General features: G+C 70.9%; 12 protein-coding genes. 7 read left to right on the forward strand and 5 right to left on the reverse strand.

Annotated elements, in window-relative coordinates; all coding sequences use genetic code 11:
- Positions 1 to 24 precede the first annotated feature (24 nt).
- Positions 25 to 1,668 (reverse strand): amidohydrolase family protein, encoded by a 1,644-nt coding sequence (locus tag KIK05_RS37145; protein WP_214415545.1) that lies wholly within the window; start codon positions 1,666 to 1,668, stop codon positions 25 to 27.
- 57 nt (positions 1,669 to 1,725) lie between these two features.
- Between KIK05_RS37145 and KIK05_RS49175 the strand changes: the two genes are divergently transcribed.
- Positions 1,726 to 2,499, forward strand: a complete 774-nt coding sequence (locus KIK05_RS49175; protein ID WP_214415546.1) for a MerR family transcriptional regulator — start codon at positions 1,726 to 1,728, stop codon at positions 2,497 to 2,499.
- Between the two features lie 105 nt (positions 2,500 to 2,604).
- Here KIK05_RS49175 and KIK05_RS37155 read toward each other — a convergent pair whose 3' ends face one another.
- The 3 genes from KIK05_RS37155 to wecB all read right to left on the reverse strand — a co-directional run bounded on the left by KIK05_RS37155 (position 2,605) and on the right by wecB (position 6,476).
- A complete protein-coding gene (locus KIK05_RS37155; RefSeq protein ID WP_214415547.1) occupies positions 2,605 to 3,000 on the reverse strand; it encodes a VOC family protein in 396 nt (131 codons plus the stop codon).
- Between the two features lie 143 nt (positions 3,001 to 3,143).
- Complete coding sequence (locus tag KIK05_RS37160; RefSeq protein WP_214415548.1) at positions 3,144 to 5,222, reverse strand: glycosyltransferase family protein; 2,079 nt, start codon at positions 5,220 to 5,222, stop codon at positions 3,144 to 3,146.
- 120 nt (positions 5,223 to 5,342) lie between these two features.
- Positions 5,343 to 6,476 carry a non-hydrolyzing UDP-N-acetylglucosamine 2-epimerase gene (wecB, locus tag KIK05_RS37165; protein ID WP_214415549.1) on the reverse strand — a complete coding sequence of 378 codons (1,134 nt, stop codon included), beginning with the start codon at positions 6,474 to 6,476 and terminating at the stop codon, positions 5,343 to 5,345.
- A 76-nt stretch (positions 6,477 to 6,552) separates the two neighbouring features.
- Here wecB and KIK05_RS37170 point away from each other — a divergent pair, with 76 nt between their 5' ends.
- The 6 genes from KIK05_RS37170 (at position 6,553) to hisC (ending at position 14,422) form a co-directional block, all read left to right on the forward strand.
- Positions 6,553 to 8,214 (forward strand): glycosyltransferase family 4 protein, encoded by a 1,662-nt coding sequence (locus KIK05_RS37170; protein ID WP_308250273.1) that lies wholly within the window; start codon positions 6,553 to 6,555, stop codon positions 8,212 to 8,214.
- A 129-nt stretch (positions 8,215 to 8,343) separates the two neighbouring features.
- The gene (locus KIK05_RS37175) at positions 8,344 to 9,609 is read left to right on the forward strand and encodes a nucleotide sugar dehydrogenase (protein ID WP_214415551.1); all 1,266 of its coding nucleotides are present in this window, start codon (positions 8,344 to 8,346) and stop codon (positions 9,607 to 9,609) included.
- A gap of 16 nt (positions 9,610 to 9,625) precedes the next feature.
- Positions 9,626 to 10,717: a glycosyltransferase gene (locus KIK05_RS37180; RefSeq protein WP_214415552.1), complete on the forward strand. Its 1,092-nt coding sequence runs from the start codon at positions 9,626 to 9,628 to the stop codon at positions 10,715 to 10,717.
- Between the two features lie 52 nt (positions 10,718 to 10,769).
- Positions 10,770 to 12,581 carry a DUF4434 domain-containing protein gene (locus tag KIK05_RS37185; protein ID WP_214415553.1) on the forward strand — a complete coding sequence of 604 codons (1,812 nt, stop codon included), beginning with the start codon at positions 10,770 to 10,772 and terminating at the stop codon, positions 12,579 to 12,581.
- A 72-nt stretch (positions 12,582 to 12,653) separates the two neighbouring features.
- On the forward strand, positions 12,654 to 13,316 hold the full coding sequence (locus KIK05_RS37190) for an NUDIX hydrolase (RefSeq protein ID WP_214415554.1): 663 nt from the start codon (positions 12,654 to 12,656) through the stop codon (positions 13,314 to 13,316).
- Between the two features lie 44 nt (positions 13,317 to 13,360).
- Positions 13,361 to 14,422, forward strand: coding sequence for a histidinol-phosphate transaminase (gene hisC, locus KIK05_RS37195; RefSeq protein WP_214415583.1), 1,062 nt, complete (start codon positions 13,361 to 13,363; stop codon positions 14,420 to 14,422).
- Between the two features lie 14 nt (positions 14,423 to 14,436).
- On the opposite strand, the gene KIK05_RS37200 is transcribed toward hisC, so the two are convergent.
- Positions 14,437 to 15,393 (reverse strand): EamA family transporter, encoded by a 957-nt coding sequence (locus tag KIK05_RS37200; protein ID WP_214415555.1) that lies wholly within the window; start codon positions 15,391 to 15,393, stop codon positions 14,437 to 14,439.
- Positions 15,394 to 16,027 lie beyond the last annotated feature (634 nt).

The raw sequence follows: 16,027 nt of genomic DNA on the forward strand, positions 1-16,027 counted from the left end.
ATCGCCAGCGATAGTATCTCCGCCTCAGCTGTCGGGCCTGTGGAGGGACAGGTCGATGTCGGTCAGGGCGAACCACTGGCCTGAGGGGGGCTGGGTGGTCAGGGGGTCGGTCCAGCGGAGGCGGATTCGTTCGGGCTCGACTTCCAGCAGGCGGGCCTCGCGCCACCCTGCCTCGTCCAGGGGCAGCACCCACCACGGTTCGGCCAGGCAGGCGAGGCCCCTTGTATGAACGGTCTCCAGTGCCTCCTCGCGGGTGCCGACCTCGCCGAGGGGAGCGCCGAACGTCGTCTCGGCCTGCCAGCCGCCCGCGGTGGGGACGACGCGGCCGAGGACCTCGCCGTCGTCGCGGGTGACCTCCTCGGGTACGGGAAGGCCGGGCCATGTACGGCGGATCGCGGACATGATCTTGGAGTTCGACTCCCGCAGCCAGGCGATGCCGTGGCGCTCGGTCTCGCTGCCCGCGTACTCCTCGGGCGCCACCCGCCGTCCGCGCACCCACGTGTGGCGCACCGAATGCGTCGCGGTGATGTCCACCGTCGGGTCCCCGTCGACGAGGACCAGGTCCGCGCGCGAGCCGGCGACGAGCCGCCCCCGGTCGGCCAGGCCGAACACCTCGGCGGTGGTGGCGGTGGCGGCGGTCAGCGCCTCGGCCGGGCGCAGACCGGCGCGGACGAGGTGCTGCAGTTCGCGGTGCAGACTCGCGCCGAAGACCAGCCCGGGGTTGGGCGTGTCGGTGCCGGCGAGCACCCGTACTCCGGACTCCATCAGCGCGACGGTGTTGTACCGGGCGGCGGCGCCGTCGGGAGCCTGTGGGGGCATCCACCGCCTCGACTGCGCCTTCAGCACTCTGCGCCAGCGTGGCGTGAGCCGGGCCGCCAGCTCGGGCTGGGCGAGGAGGGGCATGACGCCGTCCGAACCGGGGAAGCCGTCGATGATCGACAGTGTCGCGATCAGGGCGACTCCGCTGCGGGCCACCTCGGCGAGCTCGGCGTCCGTCATGCGGTCGAACGGCGCGTGCGCCAGCACGTCGACCCCGCAGCGCGCCACCGCCACCGCCCCGGCGGACGTCGAGACGTGCGCGACCACCGGGAGGCCGTGCAGGTGGGCCGCCTGGACGAGCGCCCGGATCGTCTCGGCGTCCAGTGAGGGGATGTCGAGCATCGCGCCGGAGCCGTCGTCGTAGATCACCTTCAGGTGGGTGGCGCCCTCGGCCAGGCGCGCCTCGACGAAGGGCGCGGCGTCCGCCGGCCCCGTGACGTACGGGAAGGGCGCGTAGGCCATGGTCGGGTGGCCGTTCGGCGCGGTCGCCCCGATGCTCGACGTGCGCAGGTCCGCCCGGACCGGGCCCTCCCATCGTTCGGACGCCGCGACGGCGTCCCTCTCCGGGACGATGACCTCCGGCTTGCTGAACTGGTCGATCACCGTCGTCACCCCGAACGTCGCGGCCAGCGGGGTGCATCCGGGCAGCAGGTGGACGTGCGCGTCCATGAGCCCTGGCAGCAGCGTCCCGCCGCGTCCGTCCACCAGGGCGTCCCCGGGACGGATGATCGCCACGTCGCCCAGGGCGTCCACGCGCCCGTCGGTGACCCGCAGGTGGTCGGCGTCGAGGACGCGGTGACCGTCGAAGACGCGGACATCGATGATCGTGAACGGCTCGTGTGTGACCATGCGGCCGATGCTAGAAGTTGACGTAACGAGAAGGTCCAGCCGTTTAAGCTCCCCGCTGTGGAGTACTCCATCAGCCAGGTCGCCCGGATGGCGGGCATCTCGTCCCGCACGCTGCGCCACTACGACGACATCGGCATCCTGTCGCCGGCGCGCGTCTCGGCGAACGGCTACCGGTGGTACGGACGCCCTGAGCTGCTTCGGCTGCAGCGCATCATGGTCCTGCGGGAGCTCGGGATGCCGCTGGGGGTGATCGCCGAGACCCTCGACGGGGAGACCGACGAGCTCACGGCGCTGCGCCGGCACCGTGAGCAACTGGCCGCCGAGCGCGACCGCCTCGACCGCATCATGCACACCCTCGACCGCACCATCGCCGACCTCTCGGGCGAGCGACGCATGAGCGACGAGGAGTTCTTCGCGGGCCTCGCCGACGCCAAGCGGCGCCTGCGCGACGACCTGCGGGCCCGGTACGGCGACGGCGCCGGCGCGCACATGGCCGCCGCCGAGACGGTCACCGGCGGCTGGACCCGTGCGGACCACGAGCAGGCGGCCGAGCAAGGCCGCCGCCTGTTCACCCGTATGTCCCAGGCCCGTGAGCGCGGAGCCGCCCCGGACGACGACGAGGCCCTCGATCTCGTGACCGAGCACTACCAGGGCGTCCGCGCGCTGTGGCCGGCCGACGCCGCGGCCTACCACGCCCTCGCCGACCTCGTCGTGGACAACCCCGAGCAACGCGCCATGGTCGAAGCCGTCGACCCACTGCTCCCGCCCTGGCTGGCGGAGGCCATCCGCGCCTATGCCGTGCGGCGCCTCGGGCACCCGCCGGCCACCTGAGTCCGGTTCGGCGGCTCGTTCCGGAGGAGGGCGGGACGGAACCGTGAACACGGATCGGGACTGCGCCGAAGAACGCCGGCAAGCCGATGTTCTGCCGGCGCCGCGTCAGGCGGCGGCCGTGGTCATGACCTCCATGATGTGGCCGTCGGGGTCGTCGAAGTAGACGGTGCGGCCGCCGCGCCAGGTGTTGATCTCTCCGTGGTGCTTGGGCTCGTGCGGTTCGGCGTAGTAGTCGAGACCCGCCTCGACGATGCGCTCGAAGATCTGGTCGAACTCGTCCTCACCGACCGCGAACGCGTAATGGTGCGGGGTGATCTCACCGACGCCTCTGGAGGCGAAGTCGGCGTCGGCGAAGTCGAGCGTGGTCAGCTCCCCGATGCGCACGGGGACGAAGGGGCCCATCGGTTCCCCGACGGGCAGGCCGAGGATGCCCGCGAGGAAACCGGCCGAGGCTCGCTTGTCCCGTGCGGGGACGATCGTGTGGTTGAGAGAGATCGTCATGATGCTGCCCTCCCGTTGCGGGGGCGGCAGGCCTTCGTCCCTCGTGGTGGATCGGCACGAGGGCGGGGTCCCGCCGGCTCGTCATCCCCACCGTTCCCGCCCGGAGGGCGGTCGTACCGCTCCCCGGGCCGAAAGCATGGGACTCAGATCATCACGTGGTCCTCGGGGTGGCCGACGAAGCAGAACTGGGCGTTGCGGAGCAGCTTGTAGTCCTGGGCCTTCCAGGTGTGGGCGTTGGCGTCGGCGCCGCGCATGTAGACGAAGTTGAAGCGGTCGCCCGAGTAGATGCGGACGCCCTCCTCCTTGCACCGGCGGACCAGCCGGGTGTCCTCGCCCGCGTTGACGGCTTCGAACGCGAACGTCCGCAGCAGGTCGGCCTTGGCGAGGATGGTGGCGCCCTGCACCAGGTGGGCGTACCGGTGCTCCAGGCCCGGCAGGCGGATCACGGTGCTGTTGGTCGCGGGGAAATAGGTGTAGTGCGCGCCCTTGCCGACCATCTCGGCGTCGGCGTAGTCGAAGGCGCGCAGCAGGTCCGACAGGTAGTGGGTGCCGTAGAGGTTGTCGTCGTCCATCTTGGCGATGTAGTCGCCGTCGGCCTGCGCGATGCCGACGTTGAGCACCTCGCCGAGCGTGAGCGATGGGTCGGCGGTGAGCACCTTGACGGCGGGGACGCCGGCGGCGAGGGCCTTGTCCCGGACGACGGCGGTGTCGATGTCGAGCCCGTGCAGGACCAGGATCAGCTCCAGGTCGCGGTGACGCTGCCGCGCGACCTGGGCGATCGCGTGCTCGATCTGCCCGGCGCGGTTGGTGGGCAGGACGATCGACACGTACTTCGTGCGGGGGACGACCGGGCGGCCGAGCGCGGTGAGGATCTGGTCGACGCGGTGCGTGAACAGGTGCTTGTCGAAGACCTCGCGCATCGCCAGGTGGGCCTGCCGTGCCCGGAACTCCGGGCTGTTGATGAAGTAGAGGGCCTGGTTGTAGGCCTCTTCCTGGGAGTGGGCGATCGGGATCAGCGGCCCGAAGGTCTCCTCGATCGCCCGCGACCAGCCCGACAGCACGGTGGTCGAGCAGGCCGAGAGCTCGAAGACGCGCCGCGCGCACATGGTCGGCGAGTCGATCACCGAGTTCACGTTCAGGAAGACCTTGTACATCTTGTACGCGGCCAGCATCTGCTCGTACGGCAGCTCGCCGACGATGTGCGGCCGGTACTCCTCGGGCCAGGCGTACTTCTCGCCGGCCTTGTCGTTGCGCGCGAAGATGTGCAGGCCGAGCTCGCGGGTGGGCGCGATGACGGTCTCCATCTGCTCGCGCCGCTCGGGGTGCTTGTCGCGGAAGTACATGCCGGCGAAGACCACGTCGTACGGCCGGCCCTGCTTGGTCTGGATCGGGTTGTGCACGCGCGGCTGGGCGGCGAACTGCAGCACGTCCACCCGGTCATGTCCCAATATTTCGCGATACTTCGGCACCATGTCGCCGTCGCACGTGTACACGTAGTCGAACAGCTTCGCGGTGTCGATGAAGAAGTCGAAGTTCGGCGGGTCCTCCTTGTTCCAGAAGACCGTCGGGATGCCCTGCTCGCGGCACCAGGCCACCAGGTCGCGCAGCTCCTGCTTGGGCGCGTTGGTCCCGGTCATCTGGTAGCGCCAGCGCCCCTGGTTGCCGTGCCAGGCCGACTCGCAGAACAGCAGGTCGGGACGCTTCTCGGCGAAGACCTCGGGCCAGTCCTTGAGGCCGAACTCGATCTGGTCCCACTCGTACTTGAAGGCCATCCGGGAGAAGTCGTCGAGGATGACGGCGACCTTCAGGTCGGGACGGTTGACCGGGCCGTCCGGCCAGGCGAGGTTCGGGATCTTGACCTCGGGCGCGTGCGCGAGCGCCGCCTCGATGGCGGCGGCGCTCGCGGTGACCGTGGCCGGCGCCTTGGGCGCCTTCTTCGGCTTCATGGCCTGCGAGAGGTCGCGCGGCAGCCGTACGAGCTTGGCGGGACGCTTGGCGCCGGCGAGGGCGGTGCTCACCCGGTACGGGCGCTGTGCCTTGGTCGCCGAGAGCTGCCACTGGGCGTACTCGGCCTTGGCCTCGGCGGTGCGCAGCCGGCGCTCCAGGTCGCGGATGCGGTCTTCGTAGCGCTCGACGACCTTGCGCTCCTCGGGCAGCCAGTTCGCCGCCCCGAGACGCTGAAATCGCGGCTCATCCGGATTTTTCTGGTCAGTCTCGGCCATGGTCCGACTTGCTCCCTCGTATCCGGCACTCTGCCCGGGAATGTCCGATCGTATGGCTTACGCCGGGATGTTACGGCCCGCTCGGTCGAACGCGCAGGTCAGCGCGGCCGCATACCCGAGTCAGGACGTCGGCGCGACGCCCTGGGCGGCCGGCGAGAGGTTGTCGCCGCGCAGCCACGCCTCGATGACGCGGGCGATCCTCGGCCCGGCGGCGCCGTCCCACAGCGGCGGCAGCTCCCCGCTCGGGGTGGCCGCGCCGTCGGCGAGCGCCTTCGACGCGGCGGCGGACAGCGTCGCGGGCGTCACCAGGCGGTTGGTGCCATGGGTGACCGTGACGGGCCGCTCGGTGTTGGGGCGGACGGTGAGACAGGGGACGCCCAGCATGGTCGTCTCCTCCTGCACGCCGCCGGAGTCGGTGACGACCAGCGCCGCGCCGCGCACCAGCGAGAGGAAGTCGACGTACCCCAGCGGATCGATGATCGTGAGGTTGTCGCCGGTGACCAGGCCCGCCTCGGCCAGGCGCGCCCGGCCGCGCGGGTGCAGCGGGACCACGATCGGCACCTGCTCGCCCACCGCCAGCACGGCCTCGACCAGCTCGCGCGCCGCCTCGGGGTCGTCGACGTTGGCCGGACGGTGCAGGGTCGCCACGGCGTACCGCCCGGGCAGGCCGAGGCGTGCCTTCAGCGGCTCGGGGTCGAGCTTGGGCAGCGCCGAGAAGAGACTGTCGATCATGGGGTTGCCGACCAGGTGCACCTTGGACGGCGCGACGCCCTCGTTGGCGAGGTGGGAGAGCCCGTCGGGACTGGTCACCAGCAGGATGTCGGCGAGGGCGTCGGTGACGACCCGGTTGACCTCCTCGGGCATCTCCCGGTCGAACGAGCGAAGGCCCGCCTCCACGTGCGCGGTCGGGATGTGCAGCTTGGCGCAGACCAGGATCGCGGCCAGCGTCGAGTTGACATCGCCGTAGACCACGACAAGGTCGGGCTTGTGCTCGAGGACGACCTCTTCGAGCCCGGTGAGCAGCGCGGCGGTCTGCCGCGCGTGGGTGCCGGAGCCCACGCCGAGGTTGGCGATCGGCTCGGGCAGGCCGAGGTCGGCGAAGAACACGTCGGACATCAGCGCGTCGTAGTGCTGCCCCGTGTGGACGATGCCCTGCCGGACGCCCAGTTCGGCGAGAGCGCGCACGACAGGCGCCGCTTTGACGAAGTTGGGACGAGCGCCCAGCACGTGCAGAACGAGGGCGTTTTCCCTCATTGACCTCGCCTTTCACCCGGAATCAGGTCGTCTAATGCTCAGATGGGCCAAGCGGTGCCTATGGTACGGTCACGGCGTGGTTTCCGAGGCCAGCCGGCCCGAGAAGGTATCCCCAAAGTCGGCTCGTGCCGGCCTGCGCGGCTTCCTCAAGGGCTTCGTCCAGCATCCGGTCATCGTCTCCCGCGTCTTCGTCACCAGGGTCAAATCTGACCCCATGAGGGTGGCGCAGGCGGCGGCCGAGGCCATGCCGCCGACTCTGCGTCCCGCCGTCGGCAAGGTCGCCTGGCCCGTGGCCCGCGCGGTCAAGGTGACGGCACGCAAGATCGCGCGGCGCATGGCCGACGGGCCGCTGGAGGCGGCCAAGATCGAGTTCGAGCGCGGTCGCATGACCAAGGCCATCGAGGTGCTGCAGCCGCACGCCCGCTGGCCGTTCATCCGCCGCCGGATCGCCTACTACGAGGGCGAGAAGGCCGCGATCAGCCCGACGCCGATCCCGCCGAAGTCCAAGGTGATCGTCGGCGAGCGCGTCGAGGGCCGTGTGCTGCACTGCGTGACCAACGCCCTGCCGTACACCCAGGCCGGCTACACCGTGCGCACCCACCGCATCGTCACCGCCCAGCGCGCCGCGGGGCTCGACCCGCACGTGGTGACGAGCTGGGGCTACCCGATGCTCCAGGGACACGCGGACGCCGAGCCGTACGACGAGATCGACGGGGTGCCCTACCACCGGCTGCTGCCGAGCGGCGAGGTGCCGTTCGAGAGCCGGGGCCGCATGGTCCGCGGGGCCGGCGAGGTGACCGAGCTGGTCAGGACGCTGCGCCCGCAGGTGCTGCACGCCGCCACCGACCACCGCAACGGCTCGGTGGCGCTGGCCGCCCGCGAGCGCACCGGCACGCCGATGGTGTACGAGGTGCGGGGCTTCCTGGAGGAGACCTGGGCCTCGCGCGACCCCGCGCGGGTCGGCAGCGAGCGGCACCTGCTCCAGCGGGAGCGCGAGGCGCACATCATGCGCTCGGCGGACGCCGTGGTGACCCTGGCCGAGACGATGGCGGCCGAGATCGTCGAGCGCGGCGTGCCCCGCGAGAAGATCTTCCTCGCGCCGAACGCGGTGGACGACTCCCTGCTGAGCGCCGACTACGACGGCCCGGCGTTCCGGTCGGCGTACGGCATCGCCCCCGGCGAGATCGTGGTCGGCTCGGTGTCGAGCATCGTCGGCTACGAGGGCTTCGCCACACTGCTGTCGGCCGCCGCGCTGCTCCGCGACGCCGGCACGCCCGTACGGGTGCTGATCGTCGGCGACGGCGCCGAACGGCCCGCGCTGCTCGCCCAGGTGGAGAAGCTCCGCCTCGGTGACCTCGCCATCCTTCCCGGACGCGTCGGCCCGGAGGAGGCGCTGCAGGCGCAGTCGGCCATCGACATCTTCGCCTGCCCCCGTGAGGACCTGCGCGTCTGCCGCCTGGTGACCCCGCTCAAGCCGGTGGAGGCGATGGCGCTCGGCAAGCCCGTCGTCCTCAGCGACCTTCCGGCGCTGTCGGAGCTGGTCGGCTCCGACGGCGCGGGCATGCTCGTGCCGCCCGGCGACCCCGCCGCGCTGGCCAAGGCCGTCGCCTCGCTGCGCGAGGATCCCGCGCGCCGCGCGGAGATGGGCGAGGCCGGCCGTGCCGAGGTCGCGGCCAAGCGGACGTGGAGCCGAATCGCGGAGACGTACAAGGCGATCTACCAGTCGCTGGCGAGCTGATTGCCCTATTGTGGCCGTACTTACGGAAGCGGTTAGCTGTGGGTTCAACCGCATTAGACGTGATCTGTGCGGACTTGAGATAGCCTTTGCCACCATGCAGTGTTGTTTCGGACTACCTCAGGCGACCAAGTGAGCGGATACGATCTCGCGGTCATCGGTCTGGGATACGTGGGAATGCCCCTGGCCAAGGAGGCCACGGGGGCGGGCCTGCGCGTCGTCGGCCTCGACGTCGACCCGCGTAAGGTCGACGCCCTGACCTCCGGCAGCTCCTACATCGACGACCTGAGCGACGCCGACCTCGACTCCATGCTGGCGAACGGCTTCACCGCCACGCTCGACCAGTCGGTGCTCGCGGCCAGCGACACCGTGGTGATCTGCGTGCCGACGCCGCTCGACGAGGACCACCGCCCCGACCTCTCGGCCGTACGCGGCGCCGTGGAGTCGGCGGCGCGCTACCTCCAGCGGGGCACGCTGATCGTCCTGGAGTCGACCACCTACCCCGGCACCACCGACGACTTCGTCCGTCCCGTCCTCGAAGAGGTCTCGGGACTGACCGCGGGTGTCGACTTCCACCTGGCGTTCTCGCCCGAGCGCATCGACCCGGGCAACCCCAAGTACGGTCTGCGCAACACCCCGAAGGTCGTCGGCGGCTACACCGAGGCCTGCCGCGACCGGGCGGCGGGGTTCTACGCCCGCTTCATCGAGCAGGTCGTGACGGTCAGCGGCACGCGCGAGGCCGAGATGGCCAAGCTGCTGGAGAACACCTACCGGCACGTCAACATCGCCCTCGTCAACGAGATGGCGATCTTCTGTGACGAGCTCGGCGTGAACCTCTGGGAGTCCATCGAGGCGGCCGCGACCAAGCCGTTCGGCTTCCAGAAGTTCCTGCCCGGCCCCGGCGTCGGCGGGCACTGCATCCCGGTGGACCCCTCTTATCTCTCCTACTCGGTGCGCAAGCTCGGGTACCCGTTCCGGTTCGTCGAGCTGGCGCAGGAGATCAACGAGCGGATGCCGGCGTACGTCGTCGCCCGCGTGCAGCGCCTGCTGAACCGGGACAAGAAGGCCGTCAACGGTTCGCGCGTCCTGCTGATGGGCGTCACCTACAAGCCCGACATCGCCGACGAGCGTGAGACCCCCGCGGTGCCGGTCGCCCGGGTGTTCCGCGAGCTCGGCGCGGACCTGGCGTTCGCCGACCCGCACGTCAAGCAGTGGGTGGTCGACGGCGTCGAGGTGCCACGGGAGGAAGACCTGGCGGAGGCCGTGGACAGGGCGGACGTCACCGTGCTGCTCCAGCAGCACTCCGCGTTCGACCTCGACATGGTCGAGAAGCGGGCCAAGCTACTTCTCGACACCAGGGGCGTCCTCTCCGAGGGCGAACGCGTCGAGCGGCTCTAGGGCGGAGGGTCGGCGCGTGCACGTGCTCGTCATGACGGTGGTCCACCACCCCGAGGATGCCCGGATCCTGCACCGGCAGATCCGCGCGCTCGTGGACGCCGGTCATGCTGTCACGTACGCCGCGCCGTACACGGCGCGAGGCGTCGTGCCCCGCTCGTGGGTGACCGGCGTCGACCTGCCCCGGGCGGCCGAGCGCAAGCGGCTGGCGGCGGTGCGGGCCGCGCGGCGGCTGTTCAAGAGCCTGCGCGACCAGGTCGACCTGGCGCTCATCCACGATCCCGAGCTGCTGCTCGCGGTCGCCGGTGTGCGGAAGCGTCCCCCGGTCGTGTGGGACGTCCACGAGGACACTCCGGCCACGCTGTCGCTGAAGCCGTGGCTGCCGTCGTTCCTGCGCCCGCCGACGCGCTTCCTCGCGCGGCTGCTGGAGGGCACGGCGGAGCGTCACCTGCACCTGTTGCTGGCCGAGAGCGCCTACGCCGGCCGGTTCCGGCGGGCGCACCTGGTCGTGCCGAACGAGACCTGGGTGCCCGACCACGTCAGCGAACCGTCCGACGACCGGGTGGTCTACCTCGGCTGGCTGTCGGAGGCGCGGGGCGTGCGGGAGGCCGTCGAGGTGGGACGGCTGCTGCAGCCGCACCGCGTCGCCGTCGAGCTCATCGGGTACGCCGACCCGCAGAGCCGTCCGATGCTCAATCAGGCCGTGGCCGATGGAGTGCTGGAGTGGCGTGACTTCATGCCGAACGACGAGGCGCTGAAGCGGCTCGACGGGGCGCTCGCCGGGCTCTCGTTACTGCACGACGAGCCGAACTACCGCCACTCCATGCCCACCAAGATCGTGGAGTACATGGCGCACGGCATCCCCGTCATCACCACGCCCTCGCCCCGCGCGGTCGAGCTGGTGGAGCGGTACCGCAGCGGCGTGGTCGTCCCCTGGAACGACCCCCAGGCCGTCGCCCAGGCGGTGCTGCGACTGAAGAACAACCCCGAGGAGCGCCTGGGCGCCGGGGCGCGGGGCTACGCCGCCGCCCGCGCGAACCACCACTGGCCGAACTCGGCCCGCAGGTTCGTCACGCAGCTCGAAATGTGGGCCGCAAGCGACAAGAAGTAGTCCTGATCCATCTTTATCAGGGCCACAACCCGAGGACGGTAATCTCCTGAAGGTGCGCGGGCTCACTCTGCTCCTGGGAGCGGCTCTCCTGGCCGCTGTCGCGGCGGTCGTCATCGTCCTGCCGGACTCCCCGGGCGGCTCCAGGACCGCGGCGACCGGCAAGCCGACGGCCCAACGCGGCTCCGGCAGCCCCACGCCGACCGCGAGCGCGTTCAGCGACCCCTGTGGAACGTTCGACACCACCACGCCCAGCCCGTACGCGGTCAGCGGCTACTGGCTGGTGCCGACCTCCGACCACTGCACCTGGCGCAGCCAGCTCCAGGCCATCCACCGGGTCGGCGGCGACACCGTCGTCCGCCTCGGCTTCGGCCTGCAGCCGCGCGCGGTGGACGGCGACGGCCGCGTGCTCGACGCGCAGGGCCAGAACCCCGACCCCCGCTACGAGCGGTGCGTGGAGAACGGCATGAGCTGCGTGAAGGCCGCCGAGGCCGCGCTCAAGGCCGCCAACCCCGGCAACCGCATCACCTGGACCTACGTCTACCGCACCGACGAGGCGTTCGGCCGCGACCTGTTCCGCTGCCCCCAGATGGAGCACACGATCACCGTCGGCAACGACGTGTACTACCGGGTGATCGCCCCCGACGACGGCTCCGACAGCGCGTCGTGCGACTTCTCCTCCGGCGGCAAGGGATACCACCTGATCCTCGTGGACGGCGCGAGCAGGGACAGCCTCACCGAGATCCTCGACCTGGCCGACCGCTTCGCGATGCGGGTCTTCCCCGCGCTGCCGCTGGCCCCGCGCGACCGCGTCGACCCCACCAAGGCCGACCCTCGGCACATCGGCACGCTCACCACGCTGACCAGGCGCATCCTGCAGGACTACGGCGACCGCTTCAAGGACCGCTACTCGCTCGGCGGCGTCTACCAGCCCTTCGAGCTCCAGCTACGGCAGTGGCCGGACCCGTCCAAGGTCCCCACCCTGCAGGTCTACGCCGAACAGCACGAGATCGTGGAGCAGGAGCTTCCCGGCAAGCCGATCCTGGTCAGCCCGTATCTGGACGCGCGCAAGGAGAAGAAGTTCACCGCCACGCCCGCCCAGGTCGGCGAGGGCTTCAAGGCGCTCGCCCGCAGTGGCGTCGGCATCATCGCGCCGCAGGACAGCCGTGGCACCGGCAAGGTCGGACTGTTCTGGCCCAACCTGAAGGGCCAGAAGGTGGACGAGCGCCTCAAGCCGGTAGTGGGCGACACCACCTACGGCGAGGCCTATTACGGCTCCACCCGCGACTACTACCGGGCCATGTCGGAGGCGCTGACGCAACTGCACGCCGAGGGCACCGACGTGCAGCTGTGGGCCAACGTGGAGGCGTTCGAGCCGCAGGGCGACGGCGCCTGCGAGGCGGGCGGCAAGCGGGGCGTCACCGACAAGAAGCGCCTGGACGAGGCCGTCGCGTTCGCCGGGCCCTACGTGTCGAAGATCATCTCCTACAAGTGGAGCAGCTTCTTCACCTGCGGAACGCCCACCCTCGCCGAACAGGTCGCCAGGGACTGGGACCGCCCCATCCCGATCCAGGCCATCCCCGGCAAGCGGGGCATCCAGGACGGCATCGAGGTCCGCGGCTACAACGTGGCGCACGGCAAGGTCACGCTGAGCTGGTACGGCGGGCCGGAGCCCAAGGTGGTGGACTCCGACGCGGTGGGATGGTGGGACGCCACCCCCATCGCCGGGCTACCCGGCGCCGTCCAGAAGGTCTGGATCCCGGTCGACTGGTCGTCGGTCCCGGACCGCACCTGGGTCCGGGTGGAGGTCACCTCCCAGGACGGGCGCCGGAGCACCACCCCCGTCTTCCTCAACCACCAGACCTGAGGGCCGGGCGTCCGCCCTGGTCACCGGCCGTGGCGGTCCGAGGTGCTCCGATCCCGGTGTAACGTGCGTGACATGGTCCCGCGCATTCCGGTCAGCGTGGATCTCGTCGTTCTCACCGTGCGCTGCCATCAACTCTGCGCCCTGGTCTGGCGGCGCGACCGCCCGCCGTACGAAGGTCGCTGGGCGCTGTCGGGGGGCTTCATCCAGCTGGAGGAAGACCTTCCCGCCGCGGCCGCCCGCGTGCTCGCCGAGCGCGCCGGTCTGCCCGGCGCGCCCGTCCACCTGGAGCAACTGCGCACCTACGGTTACCCCGACCGCGACCCCCGGCAGCGTGTCGTGAGCGTGGCCTACCTCGGGCTCGCCCCCGACCTGCCCGCCTCCACGGAGGCCCACATGAGCTGGCAGCCGGTGTCGTCGCTGGAGGCCATGGCCTTCGACCACCGGCGCATCATGCTCGACGGCATCGAACGCGCGGGGGCCAAGCTGGAGTACACCTCCCTCGGGGCGGCGTTCTGCCCGGAGGAGTTCACCGTGGCCGATCTGCGCAGGGTGTACGAGATCGTGTGGGGCCGCCCGCTCGACCCGCGCAACTTCCACCGCAAGGTGACCAAGGCCGACGGCTTCCTCCTCCCCACCGGCCGCACCACCACCCGCGACGGCGGCCGGCCCGCCATGCTGTACCGCCGGGGGCCCGCGGAGCTGCTGCACCCGCCGATGCTGCGGCTCGCCGGATAGCCGCCCCAGGGGCGTAGGACGTCGCCGAGGAATAAGGTATGGACATGCCTCGCTTCCGCCCGATTCTGGATCAGTTGCCCGTCTACCGGCCGGGGAAGGCCGTGGTGTCCGCCGACGGGCGGTCGTTCAAGCTGTCGTCCAACGAGTGCCCCTACGACCCGCTGCCGTCGGTGGTGGAGGCGATCGCCGCCGCCGCCCGCGAGATCCACCGCTACCCCGACGCGGCCTGTGTGGGGCTCACCGAGGCCCTGGCGGGACGTTTCGGCGTCCCGCAGGAGCACGTCGCGCTCGGCGCGGGCTCGGTGACGGTCGCCCAGCAGCTTTTCGAGACCGTGAGCGACCCCGAGGCAGAGGTGATCTACGCCTGGCGGTCGTTCGAGGCCTACCCCCTGCTCGCCGACCTGTCGGGTGTGGTCTCGGTGCGCGTGCCCCTGGCGGAGGAGACCCACGACCTCCGGGCCATGGCCGCCGCGATCACCCCGCGCACCCGCATGATCTTCGTGTGCAACCCCAACAACCCGACCGGCACGGTCAACCGCACCGCCGAGCTCACGGCGTTCCTCGACGAGGTCCCCGCCGACGTGCTCGTCGTGCTCGACGAGGCCTACCGCGAGTACGTCCGCGACGCCGACGTGCCCGACGGGCTCGACCTGTACCGCGACCGGCCGAACGTCGCCGTCCTGCGCACCTTCTCCAAGGCGTACGGCCTGGCCGGTCTGCGGGTGGGCTACCTCATCGGCCACGAGCCCGTCGCCTCGGCCGTCCGCAAGACGATGGTGCCCTTCGCGGTCAACAGCATCGCGCAGGCCGCCGCCATCGCCTCCCTGGCCGCCGAGGACGAGTTGCTGGAGCGCGTCGAACTGGTGGTCAAGGAGCGCACCCGGGTGCGCGACGCGCTGCTCGGCCAGGGCTGGGAGGTCCCGCCGACCGAGGCGAACTTCGTGTGGCTGCGGCTCGGCGAGCGCACGGGCGAGTTCGCCGAGCGCTGCGCCGTCGACGGCGTCGCCGTCCGGCCGTACGGCGTGGAGGGCGCGCGCATCTCCATCGGCACGCCCGAGGCGAACGACGCCTTCCTCGCCGCCGCGGCGGACTTCCGGGGCCGTTAGGGCCGTTTGTTTCACTAGGGCTTGCCGGGCGAGGGGGCTCCGTCCGGCCAGGGCTCATCGGCCGGCGTCCGCTGTGGACGCCGGCCGCTGCGTTCGGTGGAGACCACGAGCGCGACGCCGACCACGATGACCAGGCCGCCCGCGATCACCGGCGGGGTCACCTGCTCGCTCAGGACGAGCACGCCGAGGAGCACGGCCACCACGGGGTTGACGTAGGCGTATGTCGAGACCAGCGAGATCGGGGCCTTGCCGAGCAGCCAGATGTAGGAGGTGAAGCCCACCAGCGACCCGACGAGCACCAGGTAGGCGAGGGCCAGCGCGGACCCGGTGCTGATGGACGCCAGGTGGAGGCGTTCGCCCGACACCGTGCCGACCACGAACAGCCCGGCGCCGCCGACGAGCATCTCGACGGTGCTGGCCACGAAGGGATTCTCCGGCATGGGGATCCGGCCCGGTAGGAACGAGCCCGCCGACCACGACAGGGACCCGGCGAGGGTGATCACGATGCCGAACGCGCTGCCGCGGCCGCCGCCACCGCTCAGCGAGAGCCCCGCCACGCCGCAGAAGCCGATCAGCACACCGGCCAGTGTGAGCAGGTGAGGACGGTCGCGGGCCACCATACGGAAGATCACCAGCCAGAGCGGCACCGAGGCCACCAGGAGGGCGGCCAGGCCGGTGGAGATGTACTGCTCGGCGATGGCCAACAGGCCGTTGCCGGAGGTGAGCAGGAGCAGACCGACCAGACCGGCGCCGAGGAACTGCGTGCCCGTCATGCGGAGCGCCGCGCGTCCCTTGGTGACCGCGAGCGCGCCACCGAGGATCGCCGCCGCCAGGACGAACCGGAGGCCGCCGCTGAGCATCGGTGGGATCGTCTCGATGGTGAGCCTGATCCCGAGGTAGGTCGACCCCCATACGACGTAGACAGCGATCAGCGCTGCCCAGATCCGGATGTCACGAGTGTTTTGGCCCATGACTCGTGACAATACCCGCCTCGGATGGGGTGATTCATGTGGGTTTCGGACGGTGAGATGCCCTGATTAGGAGGCGGGTCACAGCTTTGTCCACAAGGTGTGGATAACTGTGACCGCAAGGGCGGGCGCAAGGTTACATTTCTGCATCTGGGCAGCGGGATTCGATGGGCCTTTGCTAGCCACGAGTTATCCACAGCCTGTGGATGAAAGCGTCCGATAGCCCCTGAGCGAGGCCGGTTCCGCACCGTAACCGGCGCCGAATTCCCCCGTCCCACATCCCACCGCCCCGGCGCCGAAGAAGCGGTCAGCGTGGGGCGGGAAGGGAAGCCCCGCCGCACGGCTCCCGGCCCGACGCCGTGGGCCGCACCCGGCCGCCCTCGTGACGGAGTGCGGGAGGGCCACTGTGTCTTTGCCGGTAGGCGTCCGGAGTGCCGGAGGGTCGCCGGTGGGCGTCGTCGCTCTCCCCGCTGACGGGTGTGTTCTCGATCGGCGCCGGGCCGGTGGGACGGCGTGCGGTGGAGCCGGCGCCGTCGTACGTCGGGAACCCGGCGCGTCAACGCTGGTTCTCCCGGACGGGAGAGGGTCGATCTGGGTGTGGAGTGCGGGTCACCTGCCCCACGCGGGTGACCCGCGG

This window comes from Sphaerisporangium fuscum, from assembly GCF_018531465.1.
GTDB lineage: Bacteria > Actinomycetota > Actinomycetes > Streptosporangiales > Streptosporangiaceae > Sphaerisporangium > Sphaerisporangium fuscum.